This is a genomic window from Arcticibacter sp. (genome assembly GCF_045629565.1).
Taxonomy (GTDB): Bacteria; Bacteroidota; Bacteroidia; order Sphingobacteriales; family Sphingobacteriaceae; genus Arcticibacter.
On the sequence record NZ_JAZQRL010000126.1, the window covers coordinates 26,209 to 40,605 of the forward strand.

16 protein-coding genes and 1 other RNA gene are annotated in these 14,397 nt (G+C 43.5%); 10 read left to right on the plus strand and 7 right to left on the minus strand.

The window, feature by feature from the left end:
• Positions 1–7 precede the first annotated feature (7 nt).
• Both ACKI5J_RS17800 and ACKI5J_RS17805 read left to right on the plus strand, forming a co-directional pair.
• Complete coding sequence (locus ACKI5J_RS17800; RefSeq protein ID WP_407430915.1) at positions 8–997, plus strand: NAD(P)H-quinone oxidoreductase; 990 nt, start codon at positions 8–10, stop codon at positions 995–997.
• A gap of 99 nt (positions 998–1,096) precedes the next feature.
• Complete coding sequence (locus ACKI5J_RS17805) at positions 1,097–1,639, plus strand: DinB family protein (protein ID WP_407430917.1); 543 nt, start codon at positions 1,097–1,099, stop codon at positions 1,637–1,639.
• Positions 1,640–1,730: 91 nt separating this feature from the next.
• Here the strand turns inward: ACKI5J_RS17805 and prmC are convergent, their stop codons facing one another.
• A complete protein-coding gene (gene prmC / locus ACKI5J_RS17810) occupies positions 1,731–2,597 on the minus strand; it encodes a peptide chain release factor N(5)-glutamine methyltransferase (RefSeq protein WP_407430919.1) in 867 nt (288 codons plus the stop codon).
• A gap of 57 nt (positions 2,598–2,654) precedes the next feature.
• Here prmC and ribD point away from each other — a divergent pair, with 57 nt between their 5' ends.
• A complete protein-coding gene (gene ribD / locus ACKI5J_RS17815; protein WP_407430921.1) occupies positions 2,655–3,728 on the plus strand; it encodes a bifunctional diaminohydroxyphosphoribosylaminopyrimidine deaminase/5-amino-6-(5-phosphoribosylamino)uracil reductase RibD in 1,074 nt (357 codons plus the stop codon).
• Between the two features lie 612 nt (positions 3,729–4,340).
• On the opposite strand, the gene aroQ is transcribed toward ribD, so the two are convergent.
• Positions 4,341–4,769 carry a type II 3-dehydroquinate dehydratase gene (gene aroQ / locus ACKI5J_RS17820; RefSeq protein ID WP_407430923.1) on the minus strand — a complete coding sequence of 143 codons (429 nt, stop codon included), beginning with the start codon at positions 4,767–4,769 and terminating at the stop codon, positions 4,341–4,343.
• A 122-nt stretch (positions 4,770–4,891) separates the two neighbouring features.
• Here aroQ and xerD point away from each other — a divergent pair, with 122 nt between their 5' ends.
• A complete protein-coding gene (gene xerD / locus ACKI5J_RS17825) occupies positions 4,892–5,788 on the plus strand; it encodes a site-specific tyrosine recombinase XerD (RefSeq protein WP_407430925.1) in 897 nt (298 codons plus the stop codon).
• Between the two features lies 1 nt (position 5,789).
• Here xerD and ACKI5J_RS17830 read toward each other — a convergent pair whose 3' ends face one another.
• Positions 5,790–7,100 (minus strand): nicotinamide mononucleotide adenylyltransferase, encoded by a 1,311-nt coding sequence (locus ACKI5J_RS17830; protein WP_407430927.1) that lies wholly within the window; start codon positions 7,098–7,100, stop codon positions 5,790–5,792.
• Positions 7,101–7,246: 146 nt separating this feature from the next.
• Here ACKI5J_RS17830 and ACKI5J_RS17835 point away from each other — a divergent pair, with 146 nt between their 5' ends.
• Positions 7,247–7,672, plus strand: coding sequence for an acyl-CoA thioesterase (locus tag ACKI5J_RS17835; protein ID WP_407430929.1), 426 nt, complete (start codon positions 7,247–7,249; stop codon positions 7,670–7,672).
• A 7-nt stretch (positions 7,673–7,679) separates the two neighbouring features.
• Here ACKI5J_RS17835 and folB read toward each other — a convergent pair whose 3' ends face one another.
• Entirely contained in the window at positions 7,680–8,018 is a 339-nt protein-coding gene (folB, locus tag ACKI5J_RS17840) for a dihydroneopterin aldolase (protein ID WP_407430931.1), read from the minus strand.
• Positions 8,019–8,142: 124 nt separating this feature from the next.
• Here folB and ACKI5J_RS17845 point away from each other — a divergent pair, with 124 nt between their 5' ends.
• The 5 genes from ACKI5J_RS17845 to ACKI5J_RS17865 all read left to right on the plus strand — a co-directional run bounded on the left by ACKI5J_RS17845 (position 8,143) and on the right by ACKI5J_RS17865 (position 11,815).
• Positions 8,143–8,781 carry an SCO family protein gene (locus tag ACKI5J_RS17845; protein ID WP_407430933.1) on the plus strand — a complete coding sequence of 213 codons (639 nt, stop codon included), beginning with the start codon at positions 8,143–8,145 and terminating at the stop codon, positions 8,779–8,781.
• Positions 8,774–9,214 carry a c-type cytochrome gene (locus ACKI5J_RS17850; protein ID WP_407430935.1) on the plus strand — a complete coding sequence of 147 codons (441 nt, stop codon included), beginning with the start codon at positions 8,774–8,776 and terminating at the stop codon, positions 9,212–9,214. The genes ACKI5J_RS17845 and ACKI5J_RS17850 overlap by 8 nt, the downstream gene beginning before the upstream one ends.
• A 9-nt stretch (positions 9,215–9,223) precedes the next feature.
• Positions 9,224–9,606, plus strand: an RNA gene (gene rnpB / locus ACKI5J_RS17855) — RNase P RNA component class A.
• A gap of 115 nt (positions 9,607–9,721) precedes the next feature.
• Positions 9,722–11,110: a sigma-54-dependent transcriptional regulator gene (locus ACKI5J_RS17860; RefSeq protein WP_407430937.1), complete on the plus strand. Its 1,389-nt coding sequence runs from the start codon at positions 9,722–9,724 to the stop codon at positions 11,108–11,110.
• Between the two features lie 171 nt (positions 11,111–11,281).
• A complete protein-coding gene (locus ACKI5J_RS17865; protein WP_407430939.1) occupies positions 11,282–11,815 on the plus strand; it encodes a DUF6580 family putative transport protein in 534 nt (177 codons plus the stop codon).
• Here the strand turns inward: ACKI5J_RS17865 and ACKI5J_RS17870 are convergent.
• Genes ACKI5J_RS17870 through ACKI5J_RS17880 form a run of 3 tightly spaced genes read right to left on the minus strand, consistent with a single transcriptional unit; the run spans position 11,812 to position 14,368 of the window.
• Positions 11,812–13,059: a glutamate-5-semialdehyde dehydrogenase gene (locus ACKI5J_RS17870; RefSeq protein WP_407430941.1), complete on the minus strand. Its 1,248-nt coding sequence runs from the start codon at positions 13,057–13,059 to the stop codon at positions 11,812–11,814. The genes ACKI5J_RS17865 and ACKI5J_RS17870 overlap by 4 nt on opposite strands.
• 4 nt (positions 13,060–13,063) lie before the next feature.
• Positions 13,064–14,149, minus strand: coding sequence for a glutamate 5-kinase (gene proB, locus ACKI5J_RS17875; RefSeq protein ID WP_407430943.1), 1,086 nt, complete (start codon positions 14,147–14,149; stop codon positions 13,064–13,066).
• A 24-nt stretch (positions 14,150–14,173) separates the two neighbouring features.
• Positions 14,174–14,368, minus strand: a complete 195-nt coding sequence (locus ACKI5J_RS17880) for a hypothetical protein (RefSeq protein WP_407430945.1) — start codon at positions 14,366–14,368, stop codon at positions 14,174–14,176.
• Positions 14,369–14,397: the final 29 nt, after the last annotated feature.

Below are 14,397 nucleotides of genomic sequence, written 5' to 3' on the forward strand. Positions count from 1 at the left end.
ATCACCTATGAAAGCAATTGTGATCTCCAGGCCAGGCGAACCCGAGGTTCTTCAACTCGCAGAAAGGACCATTCCTTTCTGCGGACCCGATGAAGTCCTTATAAAAGTTGCAGCGGCGGGCGTCAACCGTCCCGACGTATTTCAAAGGAAAGGCCATTATCCCGCCCCTCCGGGTGCACCTGAAGACATCCCCGGCCTCGAAGTTTCAGGAATTATCGAGACATGCGGTGAGGGAGTTACCCGCTGGCAGCCTGGAGACGCAGTATGCGTCCTGATCGCTGGCGGAGGCTATTCACAATATGTTACTGCCCATGCCAGTGTATGCCTGCCTGTTCCAAATGGACTGAGCTTCATAGAAGCGGCAGCCCTTCCGGAAACCGTATTTACTGTTTGGCATAATGTCTTCCAGAGAGGAAAATTAAAGAAAGGAGAATCCCTGCTCGTCCACGGTGGCAGCAGCGGTATCGGAACCACTGCCATCCAATTAGCTACAGCTCTTGGATCTGCAGTTTATGCAACCGCGGGAACTAACGAAAAATGCAAAGCCGCCGAGAATCTTGGCGCTGTAAAGTGTGTCAATTATAAAAAAGCGGACTTTTACAACGAGCTTCGATCTGTTGGAATCGACGTTATTCTTGATATGATCGGCGGCGACTATACCGATAGGAATATCAGGCTTTTAAAAGAAGAAGGAAGACTTGTCCACATCAACGCGATAAGGGGGAGCAAGGTACAAATAGATATCTCCGAGATTATGCGAAGACGGCTCACGATTACAGGGAGCACCTTAAGAGCCAGAGACCTTCGATTTAAGTCTGCACTGGCTCAAGACATTCTGGAGAACGTCTGGCCGCTTCTCGAACGAAACCGGCTTAAGCCACTTGTCTACAAGACCTTTCCGCTCTCTGACGCTGCTTCCGCTCACTCCCTCATGGAAGAAAGCAGTCATATTGGAAAACTTGTACTGTCCGTAGATGATACGCTCGCAATCAGGTAATAGGGAGTTCATATTGTTTTAATGTACAGATGCTAGCTTTACAGAAACTGGCACACATTATGTATGACGACAATCACAACCACACCTGAATTATTCAATATGAATTTACAAGATCATACTACTGAACGATTTTTGAATCAGCACAAGACGATTAAATCGTATATCGACGATCTTCCTCCTGAGGCAATCTACAGCAGGCTTATAGCTGACAGGTTTTCCATACATGAAACAATTGCCTATTTAACCCGATACCATCACGTTTTCATGTATCGGTTAAAATCAATTATAAAAGAAATAAATCCATTTTTTGAGGTTTATAAACCAGATTACGACCCTGAATTTGGCTTCAGCTGTGCGAAATCTACCGGCTCACTCTTACATGAGATGTACCGGCTCAGAGAAGAGATCTGCACGCTTTTGGAAAAAGCTGATGACGAATGCGCTTCCAGGATTGGAACACATGCGGTGTTGGGGCGAATGACGATCAGCCAATGGACAGAATTTTTCCTTCTCCATGAGTCAACGCAGCTTTTTAAGATCTTCAAGCTGGCCGGAAGCTTTTGGTCTATGAAAACCGAGCAACACAGCAACGTTATTCACCTTCCGAGATTAACAAATTACCTCGACGAACTCGCAGTCTAAGACCCGTCTTACCCAACATTACTGTATATAAACCCTGTATGATAATTGATACATGTATGAATTATCATACAGGATTTCTTGTGGTCTGCCTTTATAAATCCCTTCGGGCTTTGACCATTCTATCCTTTCCAGAGATATCTTTTCTTAATTCTCCCCGGAAATTATACTGATCCAACAGCCCGAGCATTTGATTGCCCATCAGGGAATTGATTTCAAAGTACACTGTACCGGCCGGAACGAGACAGTGTTGAGCAAGCTCCAGTATATTGCGATAAAACAACAGCGGATCATTATCCGGCACGAACAACGCCAGTTCTGGTTCGTTATTTAACACATTACCCTGCATTTCCTTCATCTCAGAGCGGGTGATGTACGGAGGATTGCTGACAATTATATCTACAGAATCCGGTGCAAAATACGGCAGACCGGCAAGGACATCACCCTTCATGAGCTTCACGTCGACTTCGTGGAACAAGACATTTGTCGACGCTATCCTGAGCGCATCGTCTGAGACATCGACCGAAATAACTTCCACCTCCGGCAGTTTCTTTTTAAGCGTAATGGGTATACAGCCGCTGCCTGTGCCAATATCAAGTATCAGACGCGAACTTTGGACAAGCCACTCCTTTGCTACATCCTTCAGTATCCAATCAACCAGCTCCTCTGTTTCAGGTCTGGGAATGAGCGCACCCGGGGCAACTTTAAATTTTAAGCCAAAGAAATCCGCCCTTCCCAGCAGATATTGAATAGGGATCTCCTTTTTAAGGCCGTCAAGGACCTTTAAAAGACGCTGTTCTTGCTCTAGCGACAGATCTTTACTACTGTTTGAAAAAGATCTGCCATTCCTAAGATCACAAACATCCTCCATTGCCACATTTGCCAGGCTCACCGATTCGCCTTCACCATACTGCCCGGTAAGCTCCGTTACGAACCGTTGGTCCATCTCTCCTATCGTCATATTCGGGCAAATTAAAAATTATTCTATAAATGATTAACTAAATTTGTTGCTGTGGACATGACGCGGAATAATCTAATAGCCCCTGAAGTAAAATATATGACCCGCTGTTTCGAACTGGCGGAACTTGGTATGGGATCGGTAAGCCCAAACCCTCTGGTCGGATCTGTAGTGGTGCATAACGGAAAAATTGCAGGAGAAGGATACCACCAACAATATGGAAAAGCGCACGCGGAGGTGAATGCCATTAATGACGTCATTCGACGCTATCCGAACAACTTTGAAGAGATTTTACGCCAATCGGCCATTTATGTAAACCTGGAGCCATGCTCGCATTTTGGCAAGACCCCGCCCTGTTCAGACCTCATCATCAAATATGGAATTCCGCATGTGGTTATCGGATCTCCCGATCCCTTCGATTCCGTCAACGGCAAGGGCATATTGAAATTAAGGAATGCCGGCATAACCGTAACGGAAAATTTTTGCTTAGAACAGTCGAACTTTATCAACCGCCGCTTTTTCACCAGAATTACCAAGCAGCGTCCCTATATCATCTTAAAATGGGCACAAACTGCCGACGGATACTTTGCTCCCGCTGATCGCTCTCAAAAATGGATTACCGGACCAGAAGCAAAAGTGCTCACGCATAAATGGCGAACGGAAGAAGATGCAATCCTAGTCGGTAAGACAACAGCAGTATCAGACAACCCACAATTAAATGTCCGGCAATGGTTTGGTCGCGATCCGGTCCGCATAGTCATAGACAAGAACCTCGAATTGCCTCTTTCTTCGAATCTGTTGGACCAGTCTCAGTCTACCATTGTCTTCAACGCTCACAAGACAGCGTATAATGGCCTGATAAAGTACTTGGAAATCGAAAACTTTGATCATTATCTGCCTCAAATGATCGCTTACCAACTTTATATTCTGGATATTCAGTCGGTCATAATCGAAGGTGGAGCCGCTACCCTCGACCTCTTTATCAAAGCGGATTTATGGGACGAAGCCAGAATATTTATAAGTGACCAGCACTGGGGACAAGGATTAAACGCACCGACCCTCCGTGTGGGAAAAGAGGAAGTGTTTACCATAGGAAAAGATCGCCTTCATATCTTGTTCCATACCAACCCGTGATACCCGTTTTGTGTAGAACAATCCAGAAGATGATACCAAGGCTGTTATTGGTGTCTATATGGTCTGACAACCTCATTTTAATAACTTAATGCTGTTCGCTTTGACGAGTCAAGACAGGCTGATCAGAGAGCTGTACCGCTTTATATGTATGTTCCTGACCGATACCAGCCTGGCGGTAGTATTGATACCCGCCGGTTTGGCTCGCACAAGGATATCTTTCCTACTATATATCATCTGGCCTTATCTGGCGCAAAGTATCTTAATGTGGGAAACAATCTGCTGGAGAAAGGCAACGAACAATTCCTTTTGGCATGAATCTCCGATCATTCACCGCCTTTTCTGCTGATGCAGCCGCTGGGTACGGCTCAGGGGGGCTTCATATAAAACGGATAACAAGCAATTGAAAAAGGAAGATGACTGCAGCCCTGCCCGTCAGTTAATGAAGCAGACCCACGCTCATTACGCTTTATCCGTGTTCACAATCATCAACTCCCTCAAAGAACCCGGGGAAAAAGCACAGATCAGCAAACGCAACAAGAAAACCTTGAAGACCGTCGGGACAGATACACGGAAAAGTCTTCCAATTCAAACGTCCCGACCAGGCTAAATCACTTACTGAGTCCCTTCCGGAATAAAGCTTTCAATAGCCAGCTTATAACTATTCAGGCCGAAGCCCGCTATTACGCCAACGCAGTTCTTCGCCAGAAACGAATGGTGACGATAGGCTTCCCTGGCATGGACGTTAGAAATATGCACCTCTACAACCGGCGTAGTAACGGCAGCAATCGCATCTGCGATGGCTAAAGATGTATGCGTATATGCGCCTGCATTGATAATAATGCCGTCGTATTCATATCCTATCTCGTGGATCTTATCGATAATTGCTCCTTCTGAATTATTTTGAAAATATTCTAACTGGATCTGAGGAAACTGATCTCTCAGGCTGTCGAAAAATGGCTCGAAGCTTAAATCTCCGTAAATTGACTTTTCTCGTTTCCCAAGTAGATTGAGGTTGGGCCCATTAATGATTTGTAATTTCATTACCGATGTATTTCCAGTTAATTGTAATCGCTTTGATTGAATTGAGCATCTTTGATGTTTTCCAGGCATAGCCTGAGATTATTCAAACATACTAGTTTAATTGAAAATGTCATATAAAAAATATGAACTGGACTACTTCCATAAAGGGCTTTAAATCTTATCTCCTGCTTGAAAGGGCAATGGCCCAGAACACCATTGAGGCATATATGAGAGACATTGGTAAGCTGCAAACTTTCTGCGAGAGCTCCCGCGCCCAAGAGCCTCATTCAGTGAGTACCGATGATTTGCGTATATTTCTGGGATGGTTGAATGAGTTAGGAATGCTTCCTTCCTCACAGGCAAGAGTTCTATCTGCTATAAAAACATTTTACCATTATCTGGTTTTAGAAGCGGGTCTGGAAGCTAATCCCGCGGCTCTGATGGAAGGTCCCCGGCTAAGCCGAAACTTGCCAGACACACTTAATATCCTCGAAATACAGGAGCTCATCAATGCGATTGATCTTTCTAAACCGGAAGGGATGCGCAATAAGGCTATAATCGAAGTCTTATATGGATGCGGACTGCGAGTTTCGGAGCTGATAAACCTAAAGCGTTCTGATCTGTTTCTGGATATTGAGTACATTAAGGTGATCGGAAAGGGAGACAAACAGCGTTTGGTGCCTATAGGCGGCGAGGCTATCAAATTCCTGAAGATCTATTTAAACGAGTCCAGAATTCATCACCCTGTTAAGCCAGGTTTCGAGGACTATGTTTTTTTGAACAGACGAGGTGCTGCACTGAGCCGCGTAATGATCTTTTTGATCGTCAAAGACCTCGCAGAAAAGGTCAATTTGAAGAAAGATATCAGTCCGCATACTTTCAGACATTCCTTCGCGACCCACCTTATTGAAGGAGGCGCAGATCTACGTGCAGTGCAAGACATGCTGGGGCATGAAAGTATTACAACAACAGAAATTTATACTCATCTCGACAAAGCGTATCTAAAAGATATGATCCGTCAATATCATCCAAGAAGTTAGACTAGATAGTCTTCACGTCTTTCTTGTCGTAGCTCTCAATGTCTGTGATATAGTTATTTAGGATTAAAAAATCATAAAGCGGCTTCGCCTGATAACTCACGGGCATGTTCTGAGTAGTGATAATTTCGTTCGTAACTTTGTTTAGATATGGATAAGCATACAGCTTGACGTTCTTACTAAACAAGTCGCTAACATAGCTGAGAAGTTCGTCTGTATAGTTTTCGCCGTACTTTGCGGAGTCAAATATCCGCTTCAGGTTGGCGATATTAGTCGATATCCCTACGCTGCTAGGCCTGCATTTGGCAAGGTATTGAGCAAGCTTGTGGTTCCGCGAAAAGTGAGATACAATAACGTGGTTACCTGTTGCGCACAGTTCCTCGGCACGTTTTGCAAACTCTTCCAGATCCTCTTTATTGATGTCATCTTTTTCGTCGAACATATTTGACATCAGCACTTCAATCAGGACGATCAGGTTAGAATCGTCGATTCCCTGGGTCCGCTTAAACTGCTCAACAGCCCGGTTGAAGAGATCAAAGTTAGGGGTCGACTTTTGCCTGTACTTCGTTCGGAGAATCATGATATTCTTCTTGTAAAGCAGGTCTTTAGACTGTTGTACTTCAGCGGACTTATCAAATATCGCTGCGCTGGAGAAGCCCTTAGCAATGAGATAGAGATTAACAAGACGATCATTTGCATGCTGAAAAACCGGCCCCCTAAGATTGATCAAATCAATCTCAACAGATCCTATCGAAAGGTTATCAACCAGCGATTCGATCATTGTTTGTACATTGCCGTTCAGGAAAAACGCTGCGTAAACCAGGTTCACTCCAATTACACCCAGCACATTTTGCTGTAAACTGGCATCGCTGTCTAACAGACGTATATGCAAGATAATTTCATTCGCTTTACCATGCGGTTCTGATTGAAAACGAATTCCTACCCAACCATGCGGCTCATTCGTCTTATTATAATTTAATGTTGTTACTGTATTTGCAAAGGAAAAAAAACACCTGTTATCGTAAGCAAGACCTTCAAGTCTTTCGGTTAGCAGATCAAACTCATGAGCCAGCATCTTGATCAATCTCGACTTACTAACATATCGTCCTGATTCCTCGGCTCCATAAATTTCGTTACTGAAGACCATGTCATAGGCCGACATCGTCTTGGCTATCGTTCCTGAAGCAGCACCTGCTGTAAAGAAATTACGTGCAACTTCTTGCCCTGCACCAATCTCAGCAAACGTGCCGTAAATATTAGGGTTTAAATTAATCTTTAGCGCCTTCCTCTTGGTTTCGGGTATTTCTCTGAGCATGTACAAAACTAGCTTTTTGATTCAGTAGAAGCAAAAAAACGGTTCGTTTTATGCTTCTGCATCTCCGTCCAAACAAAACCCTTCTGAATATAGTTTATCGAAATACATCTGCAGAACCAACCACCCTGCATCAAAAATTCCGCTAAATGAACATTGATTCTTATAACTTTAAAACGTACATCCCTATTCGCTTCGGCGATCTGAATGCCTATGGAGTAGTCAATAACGATGTTTTTCTTACTTATTTCGAAATCGCCCATTCAGGCTATTGGAAGCAAATCGTAAACTGGAAGAGTAACACACGAGGTATCATTATAGGCAAAGCTGAAGTGAGTTACAAAAAGCCGGTCCGATTTAATGACGAGCTGTATGCCTACGTTAGGATATCGAAGATAGCAAACTGCAGTTTCACGGTAGAATATCTCCTAACCATAAAAACGCATGGTGGTGAAGACATTTGTACCACAGGGAAAACAGTATGCATATTCTTCAACTATGAGAAGAACCGGCCTGAAAGAATCCCTGAGATTCAGCGTCAAAAAATGATAGATTTTGAAGCTCTGGCTTGTTAGCACAAGGCTAACGCTCGTAAGCAAGCTCCACTTTTGAATTTCTAACCTCTCCTTTGATCGGAAGGGATAGTTTTGAGATACTTACCGTTATCTTGCTTACTGACGGGAATTCGTTTTTAATCCTGATAAGGATAGCATGAGCTACCTTTTCAAGTAATTTACGGGTGATCTTCATCTCTTCCGATACGATTTCAAATAAGCGTCCATAATCCACTGTTAGCTCCAGATCGTCGGATTCATCATGTATACTCTCCATTTCCGTGAAGACGTCGACAGAAAAAGGTGTTCCGATAGTCTGCTCTTCAGGAAAATAACCGTGATAAGCAAAGATTTTCACTCCTTCCAAGCTTATCCTTTTAACAATTCCAGCCATCTAACAAATATAGCTTATCACGAGGTAAGGGTAACATAAACAATGGTATTAAATCAATTTCTTGTATTCCAGTTGAGTAAGAGGTAAATTTGCCCGTATGAATCTTCGCTTAATAATTCCTGTATCTTGTTTTCTGTTTTTATCCTGCAACCAAAAGTCCGAGAGACTACCTATACTGGGCAACAGGGAAGCAGTCACACGCGTGGTTGATGGAATAACCATCACGGACACAATATATCAAACTATTCCTTCTTTCAATTTTGTAAATCAGGATAAGCAGGTCGTATCAGAGAAGGATTTTAAAAACAAAATCTACGTAGCCGACTTCTTTTTTACTTCATGTCCTTCAATCTGCCCGGTTATGCATCGAAACATGCTTAATGTGTATGACAAGTTTAAAAACAACGAGGATGTTAAAATTGCTTCCCATACAATTGACTATAAATATGACACTCCCGAGAAACTAAAGGAGTATGCTACAAAACTGGGGATTGAAGGTAACCAATGGGAATTCTTAAGAGGCTCTCGTGACTCGGTTTATACGCTGGCTGAGCGGAGCTATCTCGTTGCAGTGAATGAGGATGCAAATGCTCCCGGAGGGTATATTCACCAGGGGTGGTTCATCCTGGTCGATAAGCAAGGACGATTAAGAGGCGCATACGACGGCACCAAGGAAGATCAGGTTTCGAAGCTCATGGACGACATGGAAACTCTGCTAAAAGAAACTGATGAGTAAATACAAAATCGTCTGCTTCCTTTCCTTGATAACAGCTGTATGTTCGGTCATTTATTCTTGTCAATCAGAGAACGACCTCAATTACGCCCGGTATTACACCAATGGAAAAAAACTGTATGACGTTCACTGTCAGAACTGCCACGGATCTGACGGTCAGGGATTAGGTAAGCTGATCCCGCCCCTTAATGACACAACTTTCCTCAAAAAGCATAAGTCAGAGCTAGCCTGTTGGATTAAGCATGGCGTAAGCGACAGCATGCTTGTTAACCAGGTACTTTATGCCTCGGAGATGCCTGCTAATGCGAACCTCCCAGATATAGATATTGCAGCCCTAATAACCTACATCACCAATACTTTCGGAAACAATCAAGGCTTATATGATGCCAATGAAGCGTCTGCTGATCTTAAAAAGCAGTGCATTATCAGTAAATAAAGCTACCTTTGCAAAGGTTGTTCCATCGCCGGATATTTATATCAGGAGGAAAGTCCGGGCAACACAGAGCGTCTTGCTTCCTAACGGGAAGGGCACATCTTGGATGTGTACGGAAAGTGCCACAGAAAACAAACTACCTGAATTGCTTGCGATTTGGGAAAAGGTGAAAACGTGAGGTAAGAGCTCACGGCTTTGTATGGTAACATACACCGCGGTAAACCCCAGGAGTTGAAAGACCAAATATGCTGGCGACTGAAGGCTGCTCGTCTTAGTTTTGCTTCGCAAATGCGCCAGCGGGTAGGTCGTTTGACCATGTTAGTAATAACTTGGCTAGATAAATGATGGAAGCCCTTTATGGGAGACAGAACCCGGCTTACAGACCTTATTACAAAGCCGTCTAAACAGACGGCTTTGTGCTTTTCCGACCACAGCAAATCGAAACTGTATATAATTGTATACATTAGTAAAAACAAAACCTTCATTCCTACGTTCAAAAAATAGAACATTATGGCTAAAATTCTAATTGTTGACGACGAGCGTGCTATACGTAACACATTACGTGAGATACTCGAATATGAAGATTATGAAGTTGAAGACGTCGATAACGGCATTGACGGCTTAGCTCTTATACAAAAGCAAAACTTTGATCTCGTTCTTTGCGACATCAAGATGAACAAAATGGATGGAATGGAAGTCCTCTCAGAAGGGCTAGCTATCAAACCAGACCTCCCCTTTATCATGATATCAGGTCACGGCACGATCGAGACAGCCGTAGAAGCTAGCAAGAAGGGCGCGTATGACTTCATTTCCAAACCACCCGACCTGAACCGATTGCTGATTACTGTTCGAAATGCCCTGGAAAGAGGGAATCTGGTAACGGAAACAAAAGTTTTAAAACGAAGAGTCAGTAAGGTCAGAGAAATTCTCGGAAATTCTCCGGCCATCTCAAAGATTAAAGATACCATTGACCGGGTCGCACCTACAGAGGCACGCGTTTTGATAACCGGTGCTAACGGAAGTGGAAAAGAGCTTGTGGCGAGATGGCTGCATGAAAAATCCAGCCGGGCCAACGGACCTATTATAGAAGTTAATTGTGCAGCAATTCCCTCAGAACTGATAGAAAGTGAGCTTTTTGGTCACGAGAAAGGCTCATTTACTTCGGCCGTTAAACAGCGCATCGGCAAATTCGAACAAGCCAACGGAGGCACGCTGTTCCTTGACGAGATTGGGGATATGAGTCATTCGGCGCAAGCCAAGGTTCTCCGGGCGCTGCAGGAGAATAAAATAACCCGTGTGGGCGGCGAAAAAGAAATCGAAGTGAACGTGAGAGTCGTCGCTGCTACCAACAAAGACCTGCAAAAAGAAATTGAAATGAACAACTTCAGAATGGACCTTTACCATAGGTTGAGCGTTATTCTGATACACGTACCACCGCTTTCAGACCGAAAAGACGACATCCCCATACTAGCCGAAAGCTTCTGCAACGAAATCTGCTCGGAATACGGCATGCCGGTTAAAAAGTTCAGTGATGGTGCTATTGATGCACTTAAAGCGCTTCCATGGACAGGAAATATCCGCGAACTGCGAAATATGATCGAGAGGTTGATTATCCTCAGCGAGAAAACAATCACCGAGAATGATGTTCGAACTTTTGCCAATCCATCAGGAACTGAGCAACCGGTATCTGCTAACACGGCAACTTCGCAAAATCCTCAGGTAAACTTTGATCAGTTCGCAAGCTTCCAGGAGTACAAAGACCAATCGGAAAAGGAGTATATCAAGTATAAATTGCAGAAGAACAATTGGAACGTTTCCAAGACGGCAGACGATATTGACATCCAGAGAAGCCATCTTTATAGCAAGATAGAAAAGTATGGCCTGAAAAGATCAGAATAACAGCAATCTAGCTATTATACCCTTTGTTGCGCCAGTAACAAAGGGTATAACACGAATTCTCAATTTTTGGAATTGAACCTGCGGATACATCGGCTTTCATATACTTTTCCATATCGACTAAAAGCAGATAAAAGCTTTCCGCTTTCAATTTTTCCTTTTAACTTTGGAATTATGACAAAAATGGTACTCTCCTCCAGATATCTGGTGCTAACCGGCTTAATTTTATTGGCTGCCTGTACAAGAGCTTTACCTCTCTATGTTCCACACATCTGGAACTTTACAGCAGTTGGTGCTCTGGCGGTTTTCGCAGGCGCGCAATTTCAGAACAAGACATTGGCTTTTTTGATTCCCTTAATGGCTATGGCCGTGTCTGACTCATTCCTTGGAAACGGGTTCAATCTCCCGGTATATATTGGCTTTATCGTTATGGTAGCATGTGGTATGGCTATCCGGGGCAAGGTAAACCCTACATCGATCGCTTTGTCTTCTGTAGCAGGAGCAGTATTCTTTTTCCTTATAACGAATTTCGCTTTTCTATACCCCTGGTACCCTCACAATATGGGAGGTGTAATCCAATCATACATCATGGGGCTTCCGTTTCTGAGAAATATGATCATCGCTGACGCGATTTACGGGACTATTTTATTCGGTGGTTTTTATCTTCTTGAGAAAGGCTTTCCAAAATTAGCGAGGGTGAGAGCTTAAGCTCTCACCTGTCCATTCCCTCTCACTATCCATTTGTAGCTCGTTAACTCCTCCAGACCCATAGGCCCACGGGCATGTAACTTCTGAGTGCTTATCCCTATCTCAGCACCTAACCCAAATTGAGCCCCATCAGTGAATCCTGTAGATGCATTGGAGTAAACCGCTGCCGCGTCAACCTGAGTAAGAAAAGCATCGATATTTACATCATCTTCAGAAAGTATTGCTTCACTATGTTTTGAGCTATACCGGGCTATGTGATCCAGGGCCTCACTGAGGTTTTCAACTGTTTTAATAGCCAATTTATAGTCCAGAAACTCAATACCGAAATGCTCATCCTTCGCGGGGAGGAGAAGATGATCAGGATAATGTCCTTTTAATTCTTTAAATGCCTCTTGATCTGCATAAATAACAACGTCTGAATTGCGCAGTTCCTCTACCAAAAAAACAAGGTTCTTAATAGTCTGCTTATGCACCAACAAACAGTCGAGAGAATTACACACGCTCACTCTTCTGGTCTTCGCATTTAGTATTATTGCCCTGCTCTTATCCAGATCAGCAGATGCATCTACAAATGTATGTACTATACCTGCGCCTGTTTCTATAACAGGAACCTTAGCGTTGTCTCTGACGTAAGTAATTAAATGCTGACTTCCTCGAGGAATAATTACATCTACATAGTCAACTGCGTTTAACAGCGCCTCTGTGGCACTCCGATCCGGTGGTAGCAGAACCACCACATTCTTATCAATAGCATTCGCCTCCAGCACCCTATGAATAATGGAAATTAATGCTTCGTTAGAGAAAGAAGCATCACTCCCCCCTTTCAGAACCGCTACATTACCGGTCTTAAAACATAACGAAAATACGTCAACGGTCACATTTGGCCGCGCCTCATAAATTACGCCGACAACTCCCAGAGGAACGCGCACCTTTCTTAATTGAAGTCCGTTTGGAAGCTCCTTTTCACTTAAAACCCCACCGACCGGGCTGTCAAGTCCCGAAACACTCCTTAAATCCGAAGCGATGTCTTGAAGTCGCGACGCTGACAGCTTCAACCGATCGTACTTAGGATCATCCACGCTCATCCTGTTTAAGTCCTTCTCGTTCTCCCTGATAATAAACTCCTGATTCGCCACAAGTTCATCAGCGAGTTCATTCAGCAATCCGGACACTTTTTCAGAGGTAATCAAGCTTAGGGATCTGGCAGCAGACCTCGCCCCCTCAAAAACACTATTAAGACTCATATTGTCAATTTTGCGGATTTAAAAAAAGATAATCATAATGTACCAAAGCCTTCTGCTTCTTAACTCCCAGACGCTCTCTTGCTTTCTCAGAGCCATATTCAGCAATTCCAAGCCCGATATAGAAACCGGCCTCGTCAATAAGCCGGATAATGTCGCCTTTTTTGAAGTCCTTTTCAACACTTACCAGCCCTACAGGAAGAAGACTGCTGGCCTTAGCCGATGTCAATGCTACTTTCGCACCGTCATTAATCCGAACAACCCCGGTTGCGTAGTTCTCCGAGTGTGCAATCCACTTCTTTTTTCCTGAAGCAATTTTCTGGGGCACAAAGTAAGTATTCAAAACCTCTCGCTCCAGTAGTCGTGGAATGATATTCGCAGTAGTTCCGTTTGCGATATGCACGGCGATACCTAACCTTGAGACTTTATGGGCCATATTAGATTTCGTCATCATTCCCCCCCTGCCGAACTCTGATTTCTTAGCTGATATAATTCCCGAAAACCCCTTAAAATCCTGGTCGATACGTTCAATAACTTTAGAACCGACAGCTTTCGGATCGCCGTCAAAAATACCATCGACGTTTGTCAGAATAATTAGAGCGTCCGCATTCAGTTGAGAGGCGATCAAACCTGCCAACTCATCGTTGTCTGTAAACATCAGTTCAGTCACAGAAATGACGTCATTTTCATTAACAACGGGTACCACATTATGCTGCAAAAGAATGTTGAAACAGTTCTTCATATTAAGATAGTGAAGCCTGTCCCTAAAATCCTCTTTAGTAACAAGTACTTGTGCGCATACCAGCCCCCTTTCTTCAAACAGCTCAGAATATTTGTTTATTAACTTTACCTGGCCTATCGACGCAAATAATTGCCGCGTAGCAACCGCATCAAACTTATCAGACACAGAAAGAAGACTCTTACCTGAGGCAACAGCTCCTGAAGAAACGAGAATAACCTCCTTATTTTGCTCCTTTATTCTTGAAATTTGATCAACCAAATGTTCGATCCTTTCAAGATCCGGTAAGCCATTTGCTTTTGTCAGGACATTTGATCCTACTTTGATTACAATACGTTTGTAGTTTAAGCTCATAAGACAGCATAAAACTACTAAATTTTAAGACAAAAATGACTTCATTACTTCCTCGTACGCCTCCGAAGTGAAATATATGATAGGTTCTTCGGCCTCATGGGATGCAACCATAGTAATTTTCGATCCCCCATCTCCGGAGGGCTCGATTTCAATTATTCTGCTCTTTTCAAATCGGGTAGGAACGCCATCAATCAGGACCATGAAAAAGTTACTGGACATAGTGTTAAAGTTAAAATAGACCATTAGAC

Excerpts from the sequence above, each read along its gene's own strand:
- ACKI5J_RS17830 (WP_407430927.1), bottom strand. The coding sequence starts at position 7,100 with ATGCTCAGAGAAATACCCGAAACCAAGAGGAAGGCGCTAAAGATTAAT.
- xerD (WP_407430925.1), top strand. The coding sequence starts at position 4,892 with ATGAACTGGACTACTTCCATAAAGGGCTTTAAATCTTATCTCCTGCTT.
- ACKI5J_RS17800 (WP_407430915.1), top strand. The coding sequence starts at position 8 with ATGAAAGCAATTGTGATCTCCAGGCCAGGCGAACCCGAGGTTCTTCAA.
- prmC (WP_407430919.1), bottom strand. The coding sequence starts at position 2,597 with ATGACGATAGGAGAGATGGACCAACGGTTCGTAACGGAGCTTACCGGG.
- ACKI5J_RS17870 (WP_407430941.1), bottom strand. The coding sequence starts at position 13,059 with ATGAGTCTTAATAGTGTTTTTGAGGGGGCGAGGTCTGCTGCCAGATCC.
- ACKI5J_RS17880 (WP_407430945.1), bottom strand. The coding sequence starts at position 14,368 with ATGTCCAGTAACTTTTTCATGGTCCTGATTGATGGCGTTCCTACCCGA.
- aroQ (WP_407430923.1), bottom strand. The coding sequence starts at position 4,769 with ATGAAATTACAAATCATTAATGGGCCCAACCTCAATCTACTTGGGAAA.
- ACKI5J_RS17850 (WP_407430935.1), top strand. The coding sequence starts at position 8,774 with ATGAGTAAATACAAAATCGTCTGCTTCCTTTCCTTGATAACAGCTGTA.
- ACKI5J_RS17865 (WP_407430939.1), top strand. The coding sequence starts at position 11,282 with ATGACAAAAATGGTACTCTCCTCCAGATATCTGGTGCTAACCGGCTTA.
- proB (WP_407430943.1), bottom strand. The coding sequence starts at position 14,149 with ATGAGCTTAAACTACAAACGTATTGTAATCAAAGTAGGATCAAATGTC.
- ACKI5J_RS17860 (WP_407430937.1), top strand. The coding sequence starts at position 9,722 with ATGGCTAAAATTCTAATTGTTGACGACGAGCGTGCTATACGTAACACA.
- ACKI5J_RS17835 (WP_407430929.1), top strand. The coding sequence starts at position 7,247 with ATGAACATTGATTCTTATAACTTTAAAACGTACATCCCTATTCGCTTC.
- ACKI5J_RS17805 (WP_407430917.1), top strand. The coding sequence starts at position 1,097 with ATGAATTTACAAGATCATACTACTGAACGATTTTTGAATCAGCACAAG.
- ACKI5J_RS17845 (WP_407430933.1), top strand. The coding sequence starts at position 8,143 with ATGAATCTTCGCTTAATAATTCCTGTATCTTGTTTTCTGTTTTTATCC.
- ribD (WP_407430921.1), top strand. The coding sequence starts at position 2,655 with ATGACGCGGAATAATCTAATAGCCCCTGAAGTAAAATATATGACCCGC.